17 protein-coding genes and 1 tRNA gene are annotated in these 18,311 nt (G+C 62.8%); 6 read left to right on the top strand and 12 right to left on the bottom strand.

The genetic code is table 11. The features are described from left to right. Window positions 1-67 precede the first annotated feature (67 nt). Together G7026_RS05025 and G7026_RS05020 are read right to left on the bottom strand one after the other, a co-directional pair. Window positions 68-757 carry a crotonase/enoyl-CoA hydratase family protein gene (locus G7026_RS05025; RefSeq protein WP_181069657.1) on the bottom strand — a complete coding sequence of 230 codons (690 nt, stop codon included), beginning with the start codon at window positions 755-757 and terminating at the stop codon, window positions 68-70. Window positions 758-848: 91 nt separating this feature from the next. Then, window positions 849-2,153, bottom strand: coding sequence for an HD-GYP domain-containing protein (locus G7026_RS05020; RefSeq protein WP_181069656.1), 1,305 nt, complete (start codon window positions 2,151-2,153; stop codon window positions 849-851). A 214-nt stretch (window positions 2,154-2,367) separates the two neighbouring features. Between G7026_RS05020 and G7026_RS05015 the strand changes: the two genes are divergently transcribed. Next, window positions 2,368-2,457: transfer RNA gene (locus tag G7026_RS05015), tRNA-Ser, on the top strand. Between the two features lie 52 nt (window positions 2,458-2,509). Here the strand turns inward: G7026_RS05015 and G7026_RS05010 are convergent. Next, window positions 2,510-3,016, bottom strand: coding sequence for a hypothetical protein (locus G7026_RS05010; protein ID WP_181069655.1), 507 nt, complete (start codon window positions 3,014-3,016; stop codon window positions 2,510-2,512). A 214-nt stretch (window positions 3,017-3,230) separates the two neighbouring features. Between G7026_RS05010 and G7026_RS05005 the strand changes: the two genes are divergently transcribed. Both G7026_RS05005 and G7026_RS05000 read left to right on the top strand, forming a co-directional pair. Then, a complete protein-coding gene (locus G7026_RS05005; protein ID WP_181069840.1) occupies window positions 3,231-3,455 on the top strand; it encodes a hypothetical protein in 225 nt (74 codons plus the stop codon). A 258-nt stretch (window positions 3,456-3,713) separates the two neighbouring features. Beyond that, window positions 3,714-4,835: a mechanosensitive ion channel family protein gene (locus G7026_RS05000; protein ID WP_181069654.1), complete on the top strand. Its 1,122-nt coding sequence runs from the start codon at window positions 3,714-3,716 to the stop codon at window positions 4,833-4,835. Between the two features lie 22 nt (window positions 4,836-4,857). Here G7026_RS05000 and G7026_RS04995 read toward each other — a convergent pair whose 3' ends face one another. From G7026_RS04995 to acs, 5 genes are all read right to left on the bottom strand, one after another. After that, window positions 4,858-5,592, bottom strand: coding sequence for a proteasome-type protease (locus G7026_RS04995; RefSeq protein WP_181069653.1), 735 nt, complete (start codon window positions 5,590-5,592; stop codon window positions 4,858-4,860). 82 nt (window positions 5,593-5,674) lie between these two features. Further along, complete coding sequence (locus G7026_RS04990; protein WP_181069652.1) at window positions 5,675-6,469, bottom strand: transglutaminase family protein; 795 nt, start codon at window positions 6,467-6,469, stop codon at window positions 5,675-5,677. After that, window positions 6,466-7,416 carry an alpha-E domain-containing protein gene (locus G7026_RS04985; RefSeq protein ID WP_181069651.1) on the bottom strand — a complete coding sequence of 317 codons (951 nt, stop codon included), beginning with the start codon at window positions 7,414-7,416 and terminating at the stop codon, window positions 6,466-6,468. Before G7026_RS04985 ends, G7026_RS04990 begins: the two co-directional genes overlap by 4 nt. Before the next feature lie 2 nt (window positions 7,417-7,418). Next, window positions 7,419-8,828, bottom strand: a complete 1,410-nt coding sequence (locus G7026_RS04980) for a circularly permuted type 2 ATP-grasp protein (RefSeq protein WP_181069650.1) — start codon at window positions 8,826-8,828, stop codon at window positions 7,419-7,421. Between the two features lie 394 nt (window positions 8,829-9,222). Further along, on the bottom strand, window positions 9,223-11,178 hold the full coding sequence (acs, locus tag G7026_RS04975; protein ID WP_181069649.1) for an acetate--CoA ligase: 1,956 nt from the start codon (window positions 11,176-11,178) through the stop codon (window positions 9,223-9,225). A gap of 235 nt (window positions 11,179-11,413) precedes the next feature. Here acs and G7026_RS04970 point away from each other — a divergent pair, with 235 nt between their 5' ends. Continuing rightward, window positions 11,414-12,739 carry a DUF2254 domain-containing protein gene (locus tag G7026_RS04970; RefSeq protein ID WP_181069648.1) on the top strand — a complete coding sequence of 442 codons (1,326 nt, stop codon included), beginning with the start codon at window positions 11,414-11,416 and terminating at the stop codon, window positions 12,737-12,739. Between the two features lie 145 nt (window positions 12,740-12,884). On the opposite strand, the gene G7026_RS04965 is transcribed toward G7026_RS04970, so the two are convergent. The 3 genes from G7026_RS04965 to G7026_RS04955 all read right to left on the bottom strand — a co-directional run bounded on the left by G7026_RS04965 (window position 12,885) and on the right by G7026_RS04955 (window position 15,034). Then, window positions 12,885-13,886, bottom strand: a complete 1,002-nt coding sequence (locus G7026_RS04965; RefSeq protein ID WP_181069647.1) for a TRAP transporter substrate-binding protein — start codon at window positions 13,884-13,886, stop codon at window positions 12,885-12,887. 123 nt (window positions 13,887-14,009) lie between these two features. Then, window positions 14,010-14,906: a LysR family transcriptional regulator gene (locus G7026_RS04960; RefSeq protein ID WP_181069646.1), complete on the bottom strand. Its 897-nt coding sequence runs from the start codon at window positions 14,904-14,906 to the stop codon at window positions 14,010-14,012. Continuing rightward, a complete protein-coding gene (locus tag G7026_RS04955) occupies window positions 14,885-15,034 on the bottom strand; it encodes a hypothetical protein (RefSeq protein WP_181069645.1) in 150 nt (49 codons plus the stop codon). Before G7026_RS04955 ends, G7026_RS04960 begins: the two co-directional genes overlap by 22 nt. A 56-nt stretch (window positions 15,035-15,090) precedes the next feature. Here G7026_RS04955 and G7026_RS04950 point away from each other — a divergent pair, with 56 nt between their 5' ends. Both G7026_RS04950 and G7026_RS04945 read left to right on the top strand, forming a co-directional pair. Continuing rightward, the gene (locus tag G7026_RS04950; protein ID WP_181069644.1) at window positions 15,091-16,293 is read left to right on the top strand and encodes a CaiB/BaiF CoA transferase family protein; all 1,203 of its coding nucleotides are present in this window, start codon (window positions 15,091-15,093) and stop codon (window positions 16,291-16,293) included. 213 nt (window positions 16,294-16,506) lie between these two features. Beyond that, a complete protein-coding gene (locus tag G7026_RS04945; protein ID WP_181069643.1) occupies window positions 16,507-17,436 on the top strand; it encodes a hydroxymethylglutaryl-CoA lyase in 930 nt (309 codons plus the stop codon). 102 nt (window positions 17,437-17,538) lie between these two features. Here G7026_RS04945 and G7026_RS04940 read toward each other — a convergent pair whose 3' ends face one another. Beyond that, the gene (locus tag G7026_RS04940; RefSeq protein WP_181069642.1) at window positions 17,539-18,207 is read right to left on the bottom strand and encodes a nitroreductase; all 669 of its coding nucleotides are present in this window, start codon (window positions 18,205-18,207) and stop codon (window positions 17,539-17,541) included. Window positions 18,208-18,311: the final 104 nt, after the last annotated feature.

Below are 18,311 nucleotides of genomic sequence, written 5' to 3'. Positions count from 1 at the left end.
GCCCAGTGTAAACGCAGGATCGAGGCGTTGGGCAGCGGCGCGCGCATTTCTGTCGCGCCGCGGTCTTTCAGAGCTGGTGCTGCCGGTCGAGTTCGATGGCCCGGTCCAGGGTTTCCAGCAGCGCCTTGCGCACCTTCAGCTTGGTGTTGCGGTGGGCCGTCATCTGGATTTTCTTCATCTGCTGGGCCGTCGCCCTGGCCACCGCCATCAGCTCGCCCGCCGGCACGACACGATCGAGGAAGCCGGCGTCCATGGCTCCCTGTGGATCGAACATCTCGCCGTTGATCACCGAACGATGAAACGCCGACTTGCGCAGCCGGTCACGAGCCAGCTCGATCCCCGCGTGGTGCATGGTCATGCCGATCTGCACCTCGTTGAGCCCGATACTGAACGCGCCTTCGACACCGATCCGATAATCCGCCGAAAGCAGGATGAACGCGCCCTTGGCTACCGCGTGCCCCGGGCAGGCGACGATAATGGGAAAAGGATGGGCGAGCATCCGCCGCGCCAGGGTCGAACCGCTGGCGACCAGCGCCACGGCATCCTCGGGGCTCGACGTCATCACCTTCAAGTCGTAACCACCAGAAAGGATCCCCGGTTGCCCGGTGATGATGACGATGGCGCGGTCCTGCTCGGCGCGGTCCAGCGCGGAATTGAATGCCTGAACGACGTCAGGGGAGATGGCGTTGACCTTGCCGTTGGCAAGCGTCAGGGTGGCGATGCCGTCTTCGAATTGGTAGGCGATCAGCTCAGTCATGGCGGTTTTCCTTGTTTGAATAGCGCAGACGTTAACCATCGCTATCGACGAGGTAAAGCGCCGTGACTGACCGCCCGGTCAGGCTGGCATTTCAATCGTCCTCGATGCCGAACCCGACTTCGAAGTCGAACAGGGATTGGGGATGGAGGATCGCCTGGAGGGCGGGATCGGCGATGAACAGCCCATAGGAACCGTCCGGCAAACCGTTGCTGATCCGATACGGGTTACCCTCTGCGTCGACGCAGATCCGGGCGAGATCCAGGTAGCGCGGCTCGCAGGGCTGCTTGTCCGCATCGCGCAGCACGACGACCCGGGGACGCAGCTGCAGCCGCTCGTGTTTTTCCAGCACCAATGCGACTTCGCCGGTGTGCAATTCCACTAGGGTGCCCACCGGAAACACACCGAGCCACTGAATGAAGTCGCGTACCAGCTTCGGATCGAACTGGGTACCACTGCCCTCGCGCAGGATGTCGAACGCCACCTGCACCGGGCGCGGTTTGTCATACGAACGGTGGCTGGTGATGGCGTCGAACGCATCGACGATGGTGATGATGCGCGTCATGAAGGGAATCTGGCGCTCCGCGACCCCCTGCGGGTATCCCTTGCCATCGAGGCGCTCATGATGGCCGTACGCTGCCTGGGCGGCGGCGACCGGTATGTCGGCCTGGTCCCTGAGCGCTTCATAGCCGAACACCGGATGCAACTTGACGTGGGCGAACTCCTCGGCCGTGAGCTTGCCCGGTTTGTTAAGCACTTCCGGATCGATGCGCACCTTGCCAACGTCATGCAGCAGGCCGCCGAGCCCCAGCAGCTCGAGTTCGGCGTCGGCCAATTGCAGGTGGTTACCGAAGCCCATCGCCATGATCGACACCGACAGGCAGTGCAAGCTGGTATAGACGTCCTGATCCTTCAACCGGGTCAGCCAGAGCATGGCGCTCTCGTTGCGCAGAAGGCTTTCGAGGTTGCGCCTGACGGCCGCCTGGCAAGCCGATGTGTCGATGGGCCGGCCCTGTTGCACGTCGGCAAGCAACTCGCCCAGGACCAGGGAGCTGTCCTGGAAGGCGGTTCGTGCGTGGTCGATTTCCGCATAGAGGGGCTCACGCACCCGCTCGCGCCGCGCCGTGGGCTTGAGCGCCACAGGTACGCTCCGCTCGATCTGGTGCAACGCCACGCGCTGCGTGTCATCGACGTAGACGTAGTCGCAGCGCTTCCTGACCGCATTCAGGTCGGACAACCGCAACAGTGGAAAGCCCTGGAAAAGGAAAGTCGTTTCGCTCCAGGGTCGATCGAGTTCGCAGACATACATCCCAAGTTCAAGGCGAGCGACGTCGACGCGACGTTTGGTCATCACGAGCGTAGTGTCGGGGCGCTTCCTCAGCTTGCGAAACAATTTCATGCCATACCTGGCCAGGCCGGTCTGAGATCTGAACCTGCCCGGAGGTTATCAGACGACTGCCACAGGTGGGCCATCATCTGGCCAGAAACGAGACCGCTGCCCGTTTCTGGCAAAACCTAATAAGCGCATGAATAAGCTAAAAAAACTTTTGCCATGCCAGGTCTCTTCCGCTACATTAGCGCGCCTCGACAGACCTGATCGTCTGGCGAGATCCGGTGAGGTGTCCGAGCGGTTGAAGGAGCACGCCTGGAAAGTGTGTATACGGGAAACCGTATCGTGGGTTCGAATCCCACCCTCACCGCCAGATATGAAAAAGCCCGACGCAAGTCGGGCTTTTTTTTGCTTTGACCAAAGCGCTAATTCGCACCTGTACCGGTCGGGGCGCCACCGGACGGCGTTGCGGCACCACCGGATGGCGTCGCGGCGCCTCCGCTACCGGTGGATGTTCCGTTTCCACCCGTGCTGCCGGCTCCCGGCCGTACGTCGACCCCTTCGCCCGTGTTGGATGGCAGCGGACTAACCGTGCCGCCACCGGCAGGCGCGGTGGTCGAGCCGGTTGGTGCCGGCGTAGTAGCGGGTCGGTCCGGAACGGTTCGGCTAGGTGAAGTTGCCGGCGAAGAGTCGAACTGCGGACTGTTGACGCCGATGTCAGGACGGGTTGCACCGCCTGCGGCACCCCCGGTCTCACCCGCAGGTGCAGGTTCACGTATGGCATTGATGCCCTGTCCGGTCTGTTGGCGGTTATCCACCATGTCGGCACCGATCTGGTCGCGCTCCTGCTGCAAGGTCATGTCTTCCTGCGCCAGCGTGGCACCGGATAACGCCACCGTCAGAAGCATCAGGGGGAAAGCTGTGCACTTCATGACTACCTCCAAAACTGGGGTCGATTTATAAAGTGGACCCTCCCACGACGCCTAAGGTGCCCCGCCGCCGCCACCGAATGCAGTAACCGAGAAACGACGAACGGTAGAGATGATGTGGACACCCCGTCCAAGCCCTCTGGCACGGGAATTGCGACGATCGCGGCAATGCGGACGGTCAGGTCATGACTGGGCGAGCCGCCCAACGGATGCATGAATGACGGAATTTATCGGTCACTTATTCAAGCAAAACGTGCCGCCGGCTCAAGGCCGGGACGAAACTTTACAACAGCACGCCTGCAGAGCGACTCGCCGCCAGGCGTCCAGAAAAATAAAAGGCCGCCCCATGTTTAAACAAAAAAAACTTCGCCAGGCAACACTGATTCTTCTCGCTACAGCCGTTGTGCTGATTCTCCCCAACCTCACCCGGATTTTCAGTTGAGCAAGCCGCGATGTGAGCCGTTCTGGCCTGTACGTCACCGCGACCATCCGCGCCGCCTCGCCATGCCCGAGCAGTAGCGGCGGGCACTCCAGGCCCCGCCCCGGCCTCTTTCCGCGCCCCGAAACCCCAGCCGACCTCAGCCAGCAAAGGCGTATGCGTACCCCTTTGACGGGAACTTATCGCGCCTATGGCCGACTGAAAAACAGCCCCGCCCTTATCTCTGCGCCTTGCGCGCAGCCTCACAGGAGCCATTTTTTAATGAATTGGGACGTTCTGTTGAACGAGTCGATCTGGATCGATTTCGCCATCGTCACGGCTGTGACGGTAATCAGTTACTGGGTACTGCGCACCTTGGTCAAGGTTCTGACCAGGCGCCTGCAAACCATGGCCAAGGGCTCGAAGACACGCATCTACACATTCGTCGCCGAGATGCTCAGCCGCACCAGTCGGCTATTGATCTTCGCCTTCTCCTTGCTGATCGGCCTGAAGATCGTCGAGCTTTCCCCGCGCTGGGAAGCCACCATGGCGCACGGCTGGTTCGTGGCGCTCGCGTTCCAGATCGCACTCTGGCTCGATTGCGGCGTGCGGCTATGGATGGAAAGCCTGACCCATGATGGCAAGACGCGAAACCCGGTGACCACGACCATCATCGGCATCATGATCCGCCTGGTCGTCTGGACCATGATGCTGCTGTCTATCCTGGCGAACCTCGGGGTCGACATCACCGCACTGGTGGCAAGCCTCGGCGTCGGCGGTATCGCCATCGCGCTCGCGGTTCAGACCCTGCTCAGCGACGTCTTCGCCTCGCTGTCGATCGGCATCGACAAGCCGTTCGAAGTTGGTGATTTCGTGGTCTTCGGCGAGGTGGCCGGTAACATCGAACATATAGGCCTGAAGACCACGCGCATCCGCGCGCTGAGCGGAGAACAGATCGTCTGCTCCAACGCGGACCTGCTCAAGCAAACGCTGCACAACTACAAGCGCATGCAGCAGCGGCGTATCGTCTTCAAGTTCGGTGTCACCTACAACACGCCGCCGGCCAAGGTGCGTGAGATTGGTGGGGTAGTTCGCAGCATCATCGAAGGGATCGAGATGACCCGTTTCGATCGGGCGCATTTTCTGGCCTTCGACGACTACCAGCTGACCTTTGAAGTGGTCTATATGGTGCTCAGCTCCGAGTACAACCGTTACATGGATATCCAGCAGGAGATCAACCTGAAGCTGATGGAGCATCTCGCCGAGATGGAAGTGCAGTTCGCCTTCCCCACCCAGAGCGTCGAGTTCATCGGCGGCAAGCTGCCGGAAATCACCGTCGCGGGGATGCCCAAGGATCGCCCCGCCGCCAATGGCGACCAGGGCGCCGAACCTCAGCCAGCGTAAGCCTCTCTCGCCTCCGGCTCGGTCAGTTCCAGTAACCGTCCGGCGGCGAGCTCAGCTCGCCGAGCAGGCGACGCAATCCGCCTCCCCAGTAGTCGCGAATTTCCTCGAAATACGGATCCCCTTCCTGCACGCGGTAGCCTTTCGGGACTTCCAGGCTGCCGCTTCGGTAGACCAGCACGTCCAGCGGCAAGGCGACCGACAGGTTGCTGCGAATGGTCGAGTCGAACGAAATCAGCGCACAGCGCAAGGCGTGATCCAGCGGCGTCTGGTAAGTCAGCGCGCGGTCGAGAATCGGCTTGCCGTATTTGCTTTCACCGATCTGGAAATACGGCGTATCGGGTGTCGCCGCGATGAAGTTGCCCTGCGGGTACAGGTTGAACAGCGCTGGTGGCTCTTCGCCGATCTGTCCGCCCAGCAGAAACGAGCAGGTCAGGTCCACGCCGGCCGACATGGTGGGCTCGGCGTCGCGCGAGACCACTTCACGCATCGTCTTGCCGACCAGTTGCGCCGCTTCGAACAGGCTGTCGACACTGCACAGGTGAGGCCCCTTGCCTTTGAGCCGCTGGCGTAGAAGACTGATGACCGACTGCGACGTGGCGAGATTGCCCGCCGCTTGCAATACGATCAGCCGCTCTCCCGGAACACCGAAGATATAAAGTTTGCGGAAGGTGGCGATGTGGTCGACTCCGGCATTGGTACGGGAGTCGGAAACGAACACCAAGCCCTCGCTCAGGTTCATGGCAACGCAATAAGTCATGGCGGATCCGGACTGTCAGGACGAAACACGGCGTCGCCCGGTCTGCTTCTATCGGCAGACCTGGACGGCCGCTGGCGCCACTTTACTGCTGGGCCTGTGTGATTGGCGAGACAAATACCCGGGCGTGCATGGTTTCGATGCCACCACCGCGACGGCTTCCACGAACCGGACAGGCATCGAGGTAATCCAGACCGACGGCAAGTTTGAGATGACGCTCCGGGCGTTCCAGTTGGTTAGTCACATCGAAGCTGTACCAGGCTCCATTCAGCCAGGCCTCGGCCCAGGCATGACTGGCCAGGTGGGTCTGGTCATCGGTCAGCAGGTAGCCGGATACATAGCGCGCCGGAATACCAAGGCTGCGCGCGCAGGCCAGGAAAGCATGGGTGTGGTCCTGGCATACGCCTGCGCGGGCCGCGAACGCCTGGGCGGCAGTGCTCTCCACCCCGGTCGAGCCTGGGCTGTAGAGCATGTGCTCACCCAAGGCCTGCATCAGGTCGGCCAATCCGGCGCGGTCGCGCCGCTCTCCGACGCTGCGCCCGGCGAGCTCTCTAAGCGCCTCATCGGGGTGGGTGAGCCGCGTCATGCGCAGAAACGGGAACGGCGACTGCGTGTCGTGCTCGGCTTCGCAGCGCTCGTCGATCTCGACCTGGCCGCTGGCATGGATGAGGATTTCCTCGTGCGGGTCCTCCAGCGACAGGACATGGAGGATATTGCCGTAGGGGTCGATCTGACTGCGCGCCGGCCGAGGCAGGTCGAGCCGCCAGTTGAGGACGTGCTGGCGCTCGCTCTCCTGGGGCGTGAGCCGCAGATACTGAATACTGGTACGTACCGTATCGTCGTAGTGATAGCTGGTGTCATGGCTGATGGAGAGTTTCATGCGACCTCCAGGTACGAGCTGTGGATGGCCTGACCGAGCCGGTTGACCTCCTGGATGCACTCGGTCAACCAGTCGTGCAGCCCCGCCTTGAGGATTTCATCGACGCCGGTATAGCGCAGGCGGGCTTCGAGCTCCGCCGCCATACGCTGGGCAGGCCGACCGTTGATACCAGGCAGACTGGCCAGCATCTGGTTCAGTTCATCGGTGCAGGCACGTACCGAGCGGGGTACGTCCGGACGCAGCAGCAGCATCTCGGCCACCTTGCGCACCTTGGGCGAGCCCCGGTAGATCTCGGCGAAGGCCTCGAACGAGGACACCGCACGCAGTAGCGCGCTCCATTGGTAATAGGCGCGGGCCGAACCGTCGTCGATGTCGTCGATATCGTCTCCCAGCAACTCGTAGCGCGCATCGAGCAGACGCAAGGTGTTGTCGGCGCGCTCGATGAAGGTGCCCAGGCGGATGAAGCGGTAGGCGTCGCTGCGCATGATGGTGCCGTAGGTGGCGCCGCGAAAGATGTGCGAACGTTCCTTGACCCACTCGCAGAAGCGGCTGATGCCGTAGCGGCTGAGGTCCTGGGTCGCGATGATGCGCATTTCCAGCCAGGTCGCGTTGATGTTCTCCCACATGTCGGTGGTGATGCGCCCGCGTACCGCATGCGCGTTGATCCGCGCGGCCTGGAAACAGTTATAGATGCTGCCGGAATTGTCCGGATCGAAAGCGAAATGATGCAGCAGTTTTCTCGCGTCCAGCGGGCCGTGACGCAGCAGGTAATCGTCGAGCGTACCGGTGATCAGCAACGGCATCGCCAGTTCATCGAGGCCGTCGCCCAGGCCCTTCTGCGGCATCAGCGACAGCGAATAGCTCACCTCGAGCATGCGCGCCAGGTTCTCGGCCCGTTCGAGGTAGCGCGACATCCAGTACAGATCGGAGGCGGTTCTGGAAAGCATGGTCAATCCTCCACCACCCAGGTGTCCTTGGTACCGCCCCCTTGGGACGAGTTGACCACCAGCGAACCGTCGCGCAGTGCCACGCGCGTCAGCCCGCCGGGTACCAGGCGGGTTTCACGCCCGGAGAGCACGAATGGCCGCAGGTCGATATGACGCGGCGCGATGCCGCTTTCGACGAACGTCGGGCACGTGGACAGGCTCAGCGTCGGCTGCGCGATATAGGCGGCCGGATTGGCCTTGAGCCGCTCGCGAAACGCCTCGATCTGCGCGCTGGTGGATGCCGGCCCGACGAGCATGCCGTAACCGCCGGAGCCTTGGGTTTCCTTGACCACCAGCTCCGGCAGGTTCGCCAGCACATGGGACAGCTCATCAGGTTTGTGGCATTGCCAGGTGGGCACGTTATTCAGGATCGGCTCCTCGCTCAGATAGAAGCGGATCATGTCGTTGACATAAGGGTAGATCGACTTGTCGTCAGCCACGCCGGTGCCGATGGCATTGGCCAGCACCAGATTGCCGGCACGATAGGCCGCCAGCAGACCCGGCACCCCCAGCGTCGACTCGGGGTTGAAGGCCAGTGGATCGAGAAAGGCATCGTCGAGCCGGCGATAAAGCACATCGACGCGCTGCGGCCCGGAAGTGGTGCGCATGTAGACGTGCTCGTCGCGAACGAAAAGATCCGCACCCTCGACCAGCTCCACGCCCATCTCCCGCGCCAGGAAGGCATGCTCGAAATAGGCACTGTTGAAACGGCCCGGCGTCAGTACCGCCACACTGGGGTTGTCCAGCGGGCTGGACTCCTTGAGCGTGGTGAGCAACAGGTTCGGATAGTGGTTGACCGGCGCGATGCGCTGCGCCGCGAAGAGCTCGGGAAACAGCCGCATCATCATCTTGCGGTCTTCGAGCATGTAGCTCACCCCGCTCGGGGTGCGCAGGTTGTCCTCGAGCACGAAGTAGCGGCCGTCGCCGTCACGCACCAGATCGACACCGGCAATGTGCGCATACAGGCCTCGGTGCAGGTCTAGCCCCTGCATCGCCATCTGATACCCGTCGTTGGTCAGCACCTGCTCGATGGGAACCACACCCTCCTTGAGGATGCGCTGGCCGTGGTAGAGATCTTCAAGAAACAGGTTCAGGGCCTGGACGCGCTGAATGCAGCCCCTCTCCACCGTTCGCCACTCGCTGGCAGGAATGCTGCGCGGAATGGTGTCGAAGGGAATCAGCCGCTCGGTGCCCTGCTCGTCGCCATACAGCGTGAAGGTGATGCCGGCCCGATGGAACAGCAGATCGGCCTCCTGCCGACGCTTGGCCAGCTCGTCCGCCGGGGTGTTGGCCAGCCATTGAGCGAACGCGTGATAATGCGGGCGGCAATGGCCGTCGGCGTCGTACATCTCATCGTAAAAGACCCGCGTCATTCAGCGCTCCCGCCTGTCGCAACACATTGATGCTTCGCAAGCGGCATGCCAGAAGAAATTTCCTTCAGGATCAATTACCTGGCGAAACCCCTCTGCCGTGACGCACCACAGTGGAGCACTTACTGACCAGCGTTCCCACCGGCGCCCCAAAGCATGGCAGCCAGCGCGCAGCCGTTTCGCTATTGACACCATCGGGAACCGCGATTTCCCCCGCTTCTTGATAAATCTCGATCTCGCGCCATACCTGTGCGAATAACGGCGGTAGAGCACAGCTGGCGCACGCCCCACCTGTCCCGAGGCTGGGACGCGAACCGCCGGCAAGACGGTTTTATGCCTTTCGACAGACATAAAAAACCCCGGGAAAACCGGGGTTTCGTTGGCGCGACTTTCCGGATCAGGCGACTTGCATGGTCTTGTGCGTATCGACCAGGTGTTGCACCACGCCCGGATCGGCCAGGGTGGAAATATCACCCAGCCCGTCATACTCGCCGGTAGCGATCTTGCGCAGGATGCGCCGCATGATCTTGCCCGAGCGGGTCTTGGGTAGCCCAGGCGCCCATTGAATGACGTCCGGCACCGCGATCGGACCGATCTCGCGGCGCACCCACTGCTTGAGTTCCTGGCGCAGCTGCTCGGAAGGCTCCTCACCGGCGATCAGGGTGACATAGACGTAAATGCCCTGCCCCTTGATGTCGTGCGGGACGCCCACCACCGCCGCTTCCGCGACCTTCTTGTGCGCGACCATCGCACTTTCGATCTCGGCGGTACCCATGCGATGGCCCGACACGTTGAGCACGTCGTCCACGCGACCGGTGATCCAGTAATAGCCATCCTCGTCGCGGCGCGCGCCGTCGCCGGTGAAGTACATGCCTTTGAAGGTCTTGAAATAAGTGTCGACGAAACGGTCGTGGTCGCCGTAGATGGTGCGCATCTGACCGGGCCAGGAATCAAGGATCACCAGATTGCCCTCGGCGGGGCCTTCGATCAGGTTGCCCAGATTGTCGACCAACGCCGGGACCACGCCAAAGAACGGGCGGGTCGCCGAACCCGGCTTGAGCGCCGTGGCCCCCGGCAGCGGACTGATCAGGATGCCGCCGGTCTCGGTCTGCCACCAGGTATCGACGATCGGGCAGCGGCTCTGGCCGACCGCCTCGTAATACCAGTTCCAGGCCTCGGGGTTGATCGGCTCGCCAACCGATCCCAGCAGGCGCAGGCTCGAACCATCGGCGCCTTCAACCGCGGCGCGCCCTTGCGCCATCATCGCGCGGATCGCAGTGGGTGCGGTGTAAAGGATATTGACCTTGTGCTTGTCGATGATCTTGGCGACGCGGGTCACGTCCGGATAGTTGGGCACGCCTTCGAACATCAGTGTCGTCGCACCGTTGGCCAGCGGCCCGTAAACGATGTAGCTGTGTCCGGTCACCCAGCCGACGTCCGCGGTGCACCAGTAGATTTCGCCCGGTCTGTAATCGAATACGCGCTCATGGGTGAGCGAGGCGTAGAGCAGATAACCGCCACAGGTGTGCAGCACGCCCTTGGGCTTGCCGGTGGAGCCGGAGGTATAAAGGATGAACAACGCCTCCTCGGCACCCATCTCCTTCGGCGCGCAGACGGTACCGGCGACCTTGAGCAGGTCGTCGTACCAGATGTCGCGATGCTGATTCCACTTGATGTCCCCGCCCGTGCGCTTGACCACGATGATCTTCTGCACGCAGTTGGTTTGCGGGTTGGTCAGGGCCTCGTCGACGTTCTCCTTGAGCGGCACCTTCTTGCCGCCACGGACGCCTTCGTCCGCAGTGATCACCACTTTCGAGCAGCCGTCGATGATCCGGCCGGCCAACGCCTCGGGCGAGAAGCCGCCGAATACCACCGAGTGGATAGCGCCGATGCGCGCGCACGCCAACATCGCCACGGCTGCCTCGGGGATCATCGGCATATAGATGGTCACCACGTCGCCACGATGCACATCCTGTCCGCGCAGGGCGTTGGCCAGCTTGCAGACTTCTTCGTGCAGTTCGCGGTAGGTGATGTTGCGGTGTTCGGACGGGTCGTCGCCTTCCCAGATGATCGCGATCTGGTCGCCGCGCTCCGCGAGGTGGCGGTCCAGGCAGTTGGCCGACACGTTCAGGGTGCCGTCGGCGAACCATTTGATATCGACATGATGGTCGTCGAAGGAGGTCTGCTTGACCTTGGTGAAGGGCTTGATCCAGTCGATGCGCTTGGCCTGCTCGCGCCAGAAACCGTCAGGGTTTACCACCGACTGCTGGTACATGGCTTTGTAGGTGGCCTCGTCGGTCAGCGACTGGGCCGCCACTTCGGGACGCACGGGATACAGGGACGCAGCACTCATGGAATAACACCTCGAATCTATTTTGTTATGCCCTCAGTTGTAGCCCGCCCCTCCCCACCCGGACCATACGACCATAGTCCAAACGCCAGCGCGGCCCGCCTTCACGGGGGACCGGACCTATCATGACCGCCTGATGAGACGTGCGCGGTCCTCTTGAGCATAGCCGCGATCACCGGGCGCACGTTTGCAACAGAAGGTGTCTGATATTCGGCATGTTCAACTGTCGGAACCACCCATGGCCCAAGCCTCGAACGCGCTGTTTCGCGCGCTGTATCGCATTCGCTATAGCATCGCCTTCTACCCGACCGTTATTGCTGCCGCCTATCTGGTCATTAGCGGGCTGGTGATCGCCTTCGAGACGACACCCCTGGCATCGCGTTTGCGCGACGACCTGCCCAGCGGCCTGACCGACGCCGACAACGCGCGGGAAATCCTCGGCACGCTGATCACCAGCATCGTCTCGCTCGCGGTCTTCAGCTTCTCCATGGTGATGGTGGTGCTCAACGGCGCCGCAGCGAGGCTATCGCCACGGGTACTGCCGGGCCTGATCAGCGACCTGCGCAACCGGGTGATTCTCGGCGTTTATCTGGGCAGCATCCTGTACTACCTGTCCCAGATCATCCTGATCAACAAGAGCGACCCACAGAGCATTCCAACGCTCGGCATGCTGCTGGCGGTGTTGTTTGCCGCGGTCTGCCTGATCCTGTTCGTGGTGTTCATCCGTTCGGTCTCGCAATCGATACAGGTGGACTGGAACGTCAGCCGCCTCTACCGGGACGCGCTGTCCCAACTGGAAGAACGAAAGAAGCGTCTGCAACGTGCGCCCGCGGTACCCAACGACGACAACTGGCATTGCCTGACCGCGCAGCGCCCGGGTTATCTGCGCCACGTGAACGAGAAACGTCTGAGCGAGCTGCTCGAGAAACGGGACATGGTGGCCACGCTGCAGGTCGAGCCGGGCTTCTTCCTCATCGAAGGGCACCCGCTGATCAAGCTCAGCGGCGAGCTGTCGGAGCGCGAAGCCCGGGAAGTGCAGGACTGCATGGACTTCAGCAATGACGAATACGCCTCGTCCAACGCCGCCTACGGGATGCGACAGATGTCGGAGATCGCGGTAAAGGCGATCAGCCCGGCCGTGAACGACCCCGGCACAGCCATTCGCACCGCGAACCTGATCGGCGTGCTGCTGAGCCGGCTGATGGGTGTGCCCGCGTATGACGTGGGCTGTTTCGATAACGGAAGGCCTCGTCTGTTCTACCGACAACTGCCAATGCGCCGTCTGCTGACGGCAGTCACCAGCCCGATTCGCAACTACGGCCGGGGCGATCCGCAGGTCATCACCGCGCTGCTGCAGTGCATCAAGAACGCCATCCATTTCGGCCCGTCGCCTGACCAGCTGGACGCGCTTTGGGAAGAGGTCCAGGCCGTGCGCGACGAGGCCGATGAGTGCGTGAACAACTGCCGGGACCGAATTTCCATCAACGATGTGATCGACCGCTTGAACGAGCTCGAACTGCCGACCCCGCGCCTGCAGCCGCTACCCCCCAATCGAGGCGACTGAAATCGGGCGGCAAAAAAAAGACGGCCCAGAGGGCCGTCTTCGCAATCAGCTGATTGCATGACACGCTCAAATCCGATCACGCAGATTTGTCGCTGCTGTTCTACGCCGCACCGGGCGGTGCGGCCATTGAACCAAGGTCCAACGCTCAGGGCGCGGTATTGGCTGCCTGAGCAGCCTCGATCAGATCGATGCCGATATCGCTTTCGAAATTCTTCCAGGCCGGGCGTACCGCGTCGCGCCATGCCGCGCGCTGTTCCGGCGTGAGGGTGATGAGCTCGGTCTTGCCAGTGGCGAGAATGGCCTGCTTGGCCTCCTCGTTGAGGGCTGCGGCCTGGCGGTTCACTTCGAGGGTGACCTCGTCGACGATCTTCTCCAGCTCGCCGCGCACGTCATCCGGCAGGCTGTGCCAGAACTTGGTGTTGGTGATCAGTACGTAGTTGCCGATGCCATGGTTGGACTCGGTCATGTACTTCTGTACCTCGTAGTACTTCTGGCTGTAGATGTTCGACCAGGGGTTGTCCTGGGCATTGACCACGCCAGTCTGCAGGCCCTGGTAGATCTCGGCGAACGCCATCTTGCGCGGCACCGCACGCAGGGCCGAGTACTGGGCGGCCTGAAGGTCCGACGGTTGCACGCGGAATTTCTGCCCGCGGGCATCGGCCGGCTCGCGCAGCGCCTTGTTGGCAGTGAACTGGCGCATGCCATTGAGCCAATAGGCAAGACCGGTGATGCCCTTGTCTTCCATCGAGGTCAGCATCGCGCGGCCCTTGTCCGACTGCTGGAAGCGCTGGGCAGCGGCCATGTCGTCGAACAGGAACATCAGGTCGAACAGCTGCAACTGCTTGGTGTATTGCTCGAGCTTGGACGGCGCAGGCGCGAGCATCTGCACGTCGTTGAGCAGCAGCGCTTCCATTTCCTTGCCGTCGCCGAACAGCGAAGAGTTCGGGTAGACCTGAACCTGGACCTGCCCGGCCAATCGTTCTTCGACCAGCTTCTTGAACATCAGCGCGCCCTGCCCTTTGGGCGTGTTGTCCGCGGTGATATGGGAAAACTTGATGAGAATCGGGTCGGCCTGAACGCTGAACGCAGCGAACAAGGCAGATGCGGCAAGCACGCGGACGGCGCCGCGCAGGGTCAAACGCGCCATGGGAGCTCCTATTTATCGTTGTTGAGCGGTAGCGGAGTCGACTCTACGCCGGCCTACGCCTGACCAAAATTCGCATTTTGGCAAGCAAGCCTTCGGCATCCGCGAAGGCTTGTTAAAACGGTGTTAGAGCGGCCGGTCGCCGATCAGGTGTTCGAGCATCTGCCGCGCCGTGACCGACAGCCCGTCGAGGTTGCGCACGCCGATCTTGAGCTCCCGCCGCGCCCAGCCATCCGAAAGTGGAATCGTCGAGACGTCGAGCGCCGGCAGGTAATTGCACACCACCTGCTCGGGCAGCACGCCGATGCCCATGCCGGTGTGGATCATCCGGCAGATCGCTTCGAAGCTGCGCACCTGGATGCGCAGGCGCAAAGGCGTGCCGAGTTGCGCGGCGGTCTGCTGAAGCAGGGTGTGCAGCGAGGCATCCTGCTGCAGGCCGATGAAGTCGTACCCCGCCGCCTCGCCCAGGCTGATGCGCTCGCGCTCCGCCAGTGGATGCGTGCGCGGCGTGACCAGCACCAGTTGGTCGTGTCGATAGGGATAGACTTGCAATCCCTCGGCCGGCATGTGGCCGGCGAAAACACCGATGTCGGTAAGCCCTTCGCGCACCGCGTGCAGGGTCTCGCTGCTGACGCGTTCCTCAAGGTCGATCTTCACCTCGGGATGCGCACGACTGAATGCACTCAGGTCCTCGGGCAGGAATTCGATCACCGCCGAGGTGTTGGCGTGGATGCGTACGTGGCCCTTGACTCCCTCGCTGAATTCGCTGAGGTCGGCGCTCATCTGCTGCAGGTTGTCGAGAATGTGGCGGGCGTGATGCAGTAACGCATGGCCGGCCGGCGTCAGCTCGACGCCCTTGGGCTGGCGATAGAGCAGCGCGATACCCAATTGTCCCTCCAGGTCGCTGATACGCTTGCTCACCGCAGCGAGCGCCAGATGCTCGCGCTCGGCGGCGCGGGTCAGGTTGCGCTCGTCGGCAATGGCGACGAACAGCCGAAGGGTCACGAAATCGATGCGGCGCATGTCTGGCTTCCTGCGTGAACGAGTGACAAGCCTAAGGCCTTGAAGACCGTTGCGACAGCCTTGCCTTCGCCGATCGCGAAGCCTTCATTGGTGAACAGCCAATTGCCCACCAGGCGCAGCTTGATCATGCTGCATGCAGTCACGGGCCAGGCTGCCCGGTAACCGCTCAGACAGGGTGAACAGGATGACGCAACAGATCTCAGGCGGCATGCCGCTGCACGGCCTCAAGGTGGTCGAGATGGGCCAGCTGATCGCCGGCCCCTTCGCCAGCAAGCTGCTCGGCGAATTCGGCGCCGACGTGATCAAGATCGAGCCCCCAGGCGTCGGCGACCCGCTGCGCAAGTGGCGCAAGATCAAGGACGGCACTTCGCTCTGGTGGCATGTGCAGTCGCGCAACAAGCGTTCGATCACCCTGGATCTGAAAGAAGCCGAGGGGCAAGACATCGCCCGCCGGCTCATCTGCGAAGCCGACATCCTGGTGGAGAACTTCCGCCCCGGCACGCTGGAGGGTTGGGGCCTGAGCTACGCCGAGCTGGCCGCGCTCAACCCGAAGCTGATCATGCTGCGTATCTCCGGCTACGGGCAGACCGGCCCCTACCGCGACCTGCCCGGCTTCGGCGTCATCGGCGAAGCGATGGGCGGGCTGCGTCACCTGTCCGGCTACCCCGGCCAGGCGCCCGTGCGCGTCGGTATCAGCATCGGCGACTCGCTGTCGTCGCTCTATGGGGTGATCGGCGTGCTGCTGGCCCTGCAGGAGCGGGCCCGCAGCGGCGTCGGCCAGGAGATCGACGTGGCGCTGTATGAATCGGTGTTCGCGATGATGGAAAGCCTGATACCCGAATACGATGCCTTCGGCTACGTGCGCGAACCGGCCGGCAGCGCCCTGCCCGGCATCACGCCGTCCAATTCCTACCCCTGCAACGATGGCAGCTATGTGCTGATCGCCGGCAACGGGGACAGCATCTACAAGCGCCTGATGATGCTGATCGGCCGCCAGGATCTGGCCGATGACCCGCGCCTGGCGCACAACGACGGACGCAGCCAGCACGCCGAGATGATCGACGCCGCCATCGGCGAGTGGACTGGTACGCGCGGCCGCGACGAGGTGATCGAAGCGCTCAAGGGCGCGCGGGTGCCGGCAGGCTACCCCTATACCGCCGCGGACATCGTCAGCGATCCACATTACCTGGCCCGCCAGATGATCGAGCAGGTGCAGACCTCCGCGGGCCCGCTGAAGGTGCCGGGCGTACTGCCCAAGCTGAGCCGCACACCAGGCCGCCTCGGTACCGGCGGCCCGCAACTGGGTGAGCACACCGACGACGTGCTCGCTGGGCTCGGCCTGACCGATGAACAACGCCAGGGCCTGCGCGAGCGCGGGATCATCTGATGGAAGCAGCGCCAAGCTGCAAGCCACAGGCTTCAAACCGACAGCGTACCGCGTAGGGTGGATGGCGCTTTTCCATCCACCGCGGCATTCCCGTAACAGTGGATGGGTAAAGCGTCACCCACCCTACGAACCTGAGTTACGCGCCCTTCGTAACGGTGGATGGGCAAAGCGTCATCCACCCTACGAACCGGGCATAACCGATAGGACTTCGCCATGAGTAAACGCCTCTACATCCAGGACGTCGCCACCCGCGACGGCTTCCAGATCGAATCGGCCTTCGTGCCGACCGAAGACAAGATCGCTCTGATCGACCAGCTCTCGCTGACCGGACTGGCGAAGATCGAAGTCACCTCGTTCACCTCGCCCAAGGCGATCCCCAACCTGCGCGATGCCGAAGAGGTGATGCGCGGCATCCGTCGTGTGGAAGGCGTCGAGTACACCGTACTGGTGCCCAACGTAAAGGGCTGCGAGCGTGCGCTGGCCTGCGAGGTGGACGAGATCAACCTGGTGATGTCGGCCAGCGACACCCACGGCCTGGCCAACCTGAGGATGACCCCGGAACAGTCACTGGAGCAGTTCAAGGCGATCATCGAAGTCACTCGCGGCACTGACGTGTTCGTCAACGCCTCGCTGTCGACCACCTTCGGTTGCCCGTTCGAAGGCGAGGTGCCGGAAGCGCGCGTCTACGAACTCGTGCAGAAGCTGCTGGACATCGGCGTGCAGGGCGTGACCCTATGCGACACCACCGGCATGGCGGACCCCGCACAGGTCGAACGGATCTGCAACGAAGCCCGCCGGCGCTGGCCGCAGTCGGTGTTCACCGCACATTTCCACAACACCCGTGGCATGGGCCTGGCCAACGCGCTTGCTGCGCTCAACGCGGGCATCGACCGCTTCGACGCGTCCCTGGGCGGGCTCGGCGGCTGCCCCTATGCCCCTGGGGCCAGCGGCAATATCTGCACCGAAGACCTGGTGCATATGTTCCAGCGCATGGGACTGGAAACCGGAGTCGATCTGGACCAGCTGCTCGACGCCGCGGCGCGACTGCCGGAGCTGGTAGGCCACGATGTGCCGAGCGCAATCCTCAAGGCCGGCAAGGCCGACCGGCGTTATCCGAAGCCCAAATGGATGGAGGCGCCCTGAGCGCTCCCCGACCGCGGCGACTGACCTGGTATCGGAACCACGCAGGCAAAGACGACACCCTACTGATGCTCAACGCCGCCATGGCCTACTGAACATCTGTCGTCAGTCGACGAATCGGCAGTAGTCGGCCAGCGGCATCCGCTCGCTGCGCAGCTGGTTGACCGGTGCCTGCGGGTCGGCATAGCCCACCGCCATGCCGCAATGCAGCACCAGCTCCGGCGGCGCGTCCAGCCACTGGCTCACCTGTCGCGGATAACGTGCCCAGCAGGCCTGGGCGCAGCTGTCGAGGCCGTGCTCCTTGAGCAGCAGCATCAGACTCTGCTGGTACATGCCAAGATCGGCCCACTGGCCCGGGCCCATGCGCCGATCGACGAAAAAGAACAGCGCACAGGGCGCGTCGAAGAATGTGAAGTTGCGTGCGAACCAGGCCAGGCGCGCCGCCTTGTCTTCCCGGGCGATGCCGAGCAGGCGATACATGTCTTCGCCGACCCGGAAGCGATAACCGCGGTAGGGCTCGAAGATCGGCTCAGGGTAGATCGCATAGTCCCGCGCCTCTGGCGCGGGGGCCTCGGCCAGGTACTGCTGCATCGCCTCGCGAAAACGCACCAGCGCGTCGCGCTGCAGGACGAAGATCCGCCAGGGTTGCAGATTGCCGCTCGAAGGCGCGCGGCAGGCCTGTTCCAGCAATGACCGTAACAGCGCATCGTCCACCGGGCGGCGGTCGAACGCGCGAATGCTGCGCCGCTGGCGCAGCGCGTCGCTTACCTTCATAGGGAAGTCCTGTGCCAAGGCATCGATGAGGTGCGACAAGTGTCTCGTCGAGCAGATGCCTGCGCAACAGCGGCACCCGGCGCAGGGGCCGGGTGCCGGTCGTG

Source organism: Stutzerimonas azotifigens, assembly GCF_013522725.1.
GTDB classification, from domain to species: Bacteria; Pseudomonadota; Gammaproteobacteria; order Pseudomonadales; family Pseudomonadaceae; genus Stutzerimonas; species Stutzerimonas azotifigens_A.
This window is presented reverse-complemented; position numbering and strand designations above follow the sequence as displayed.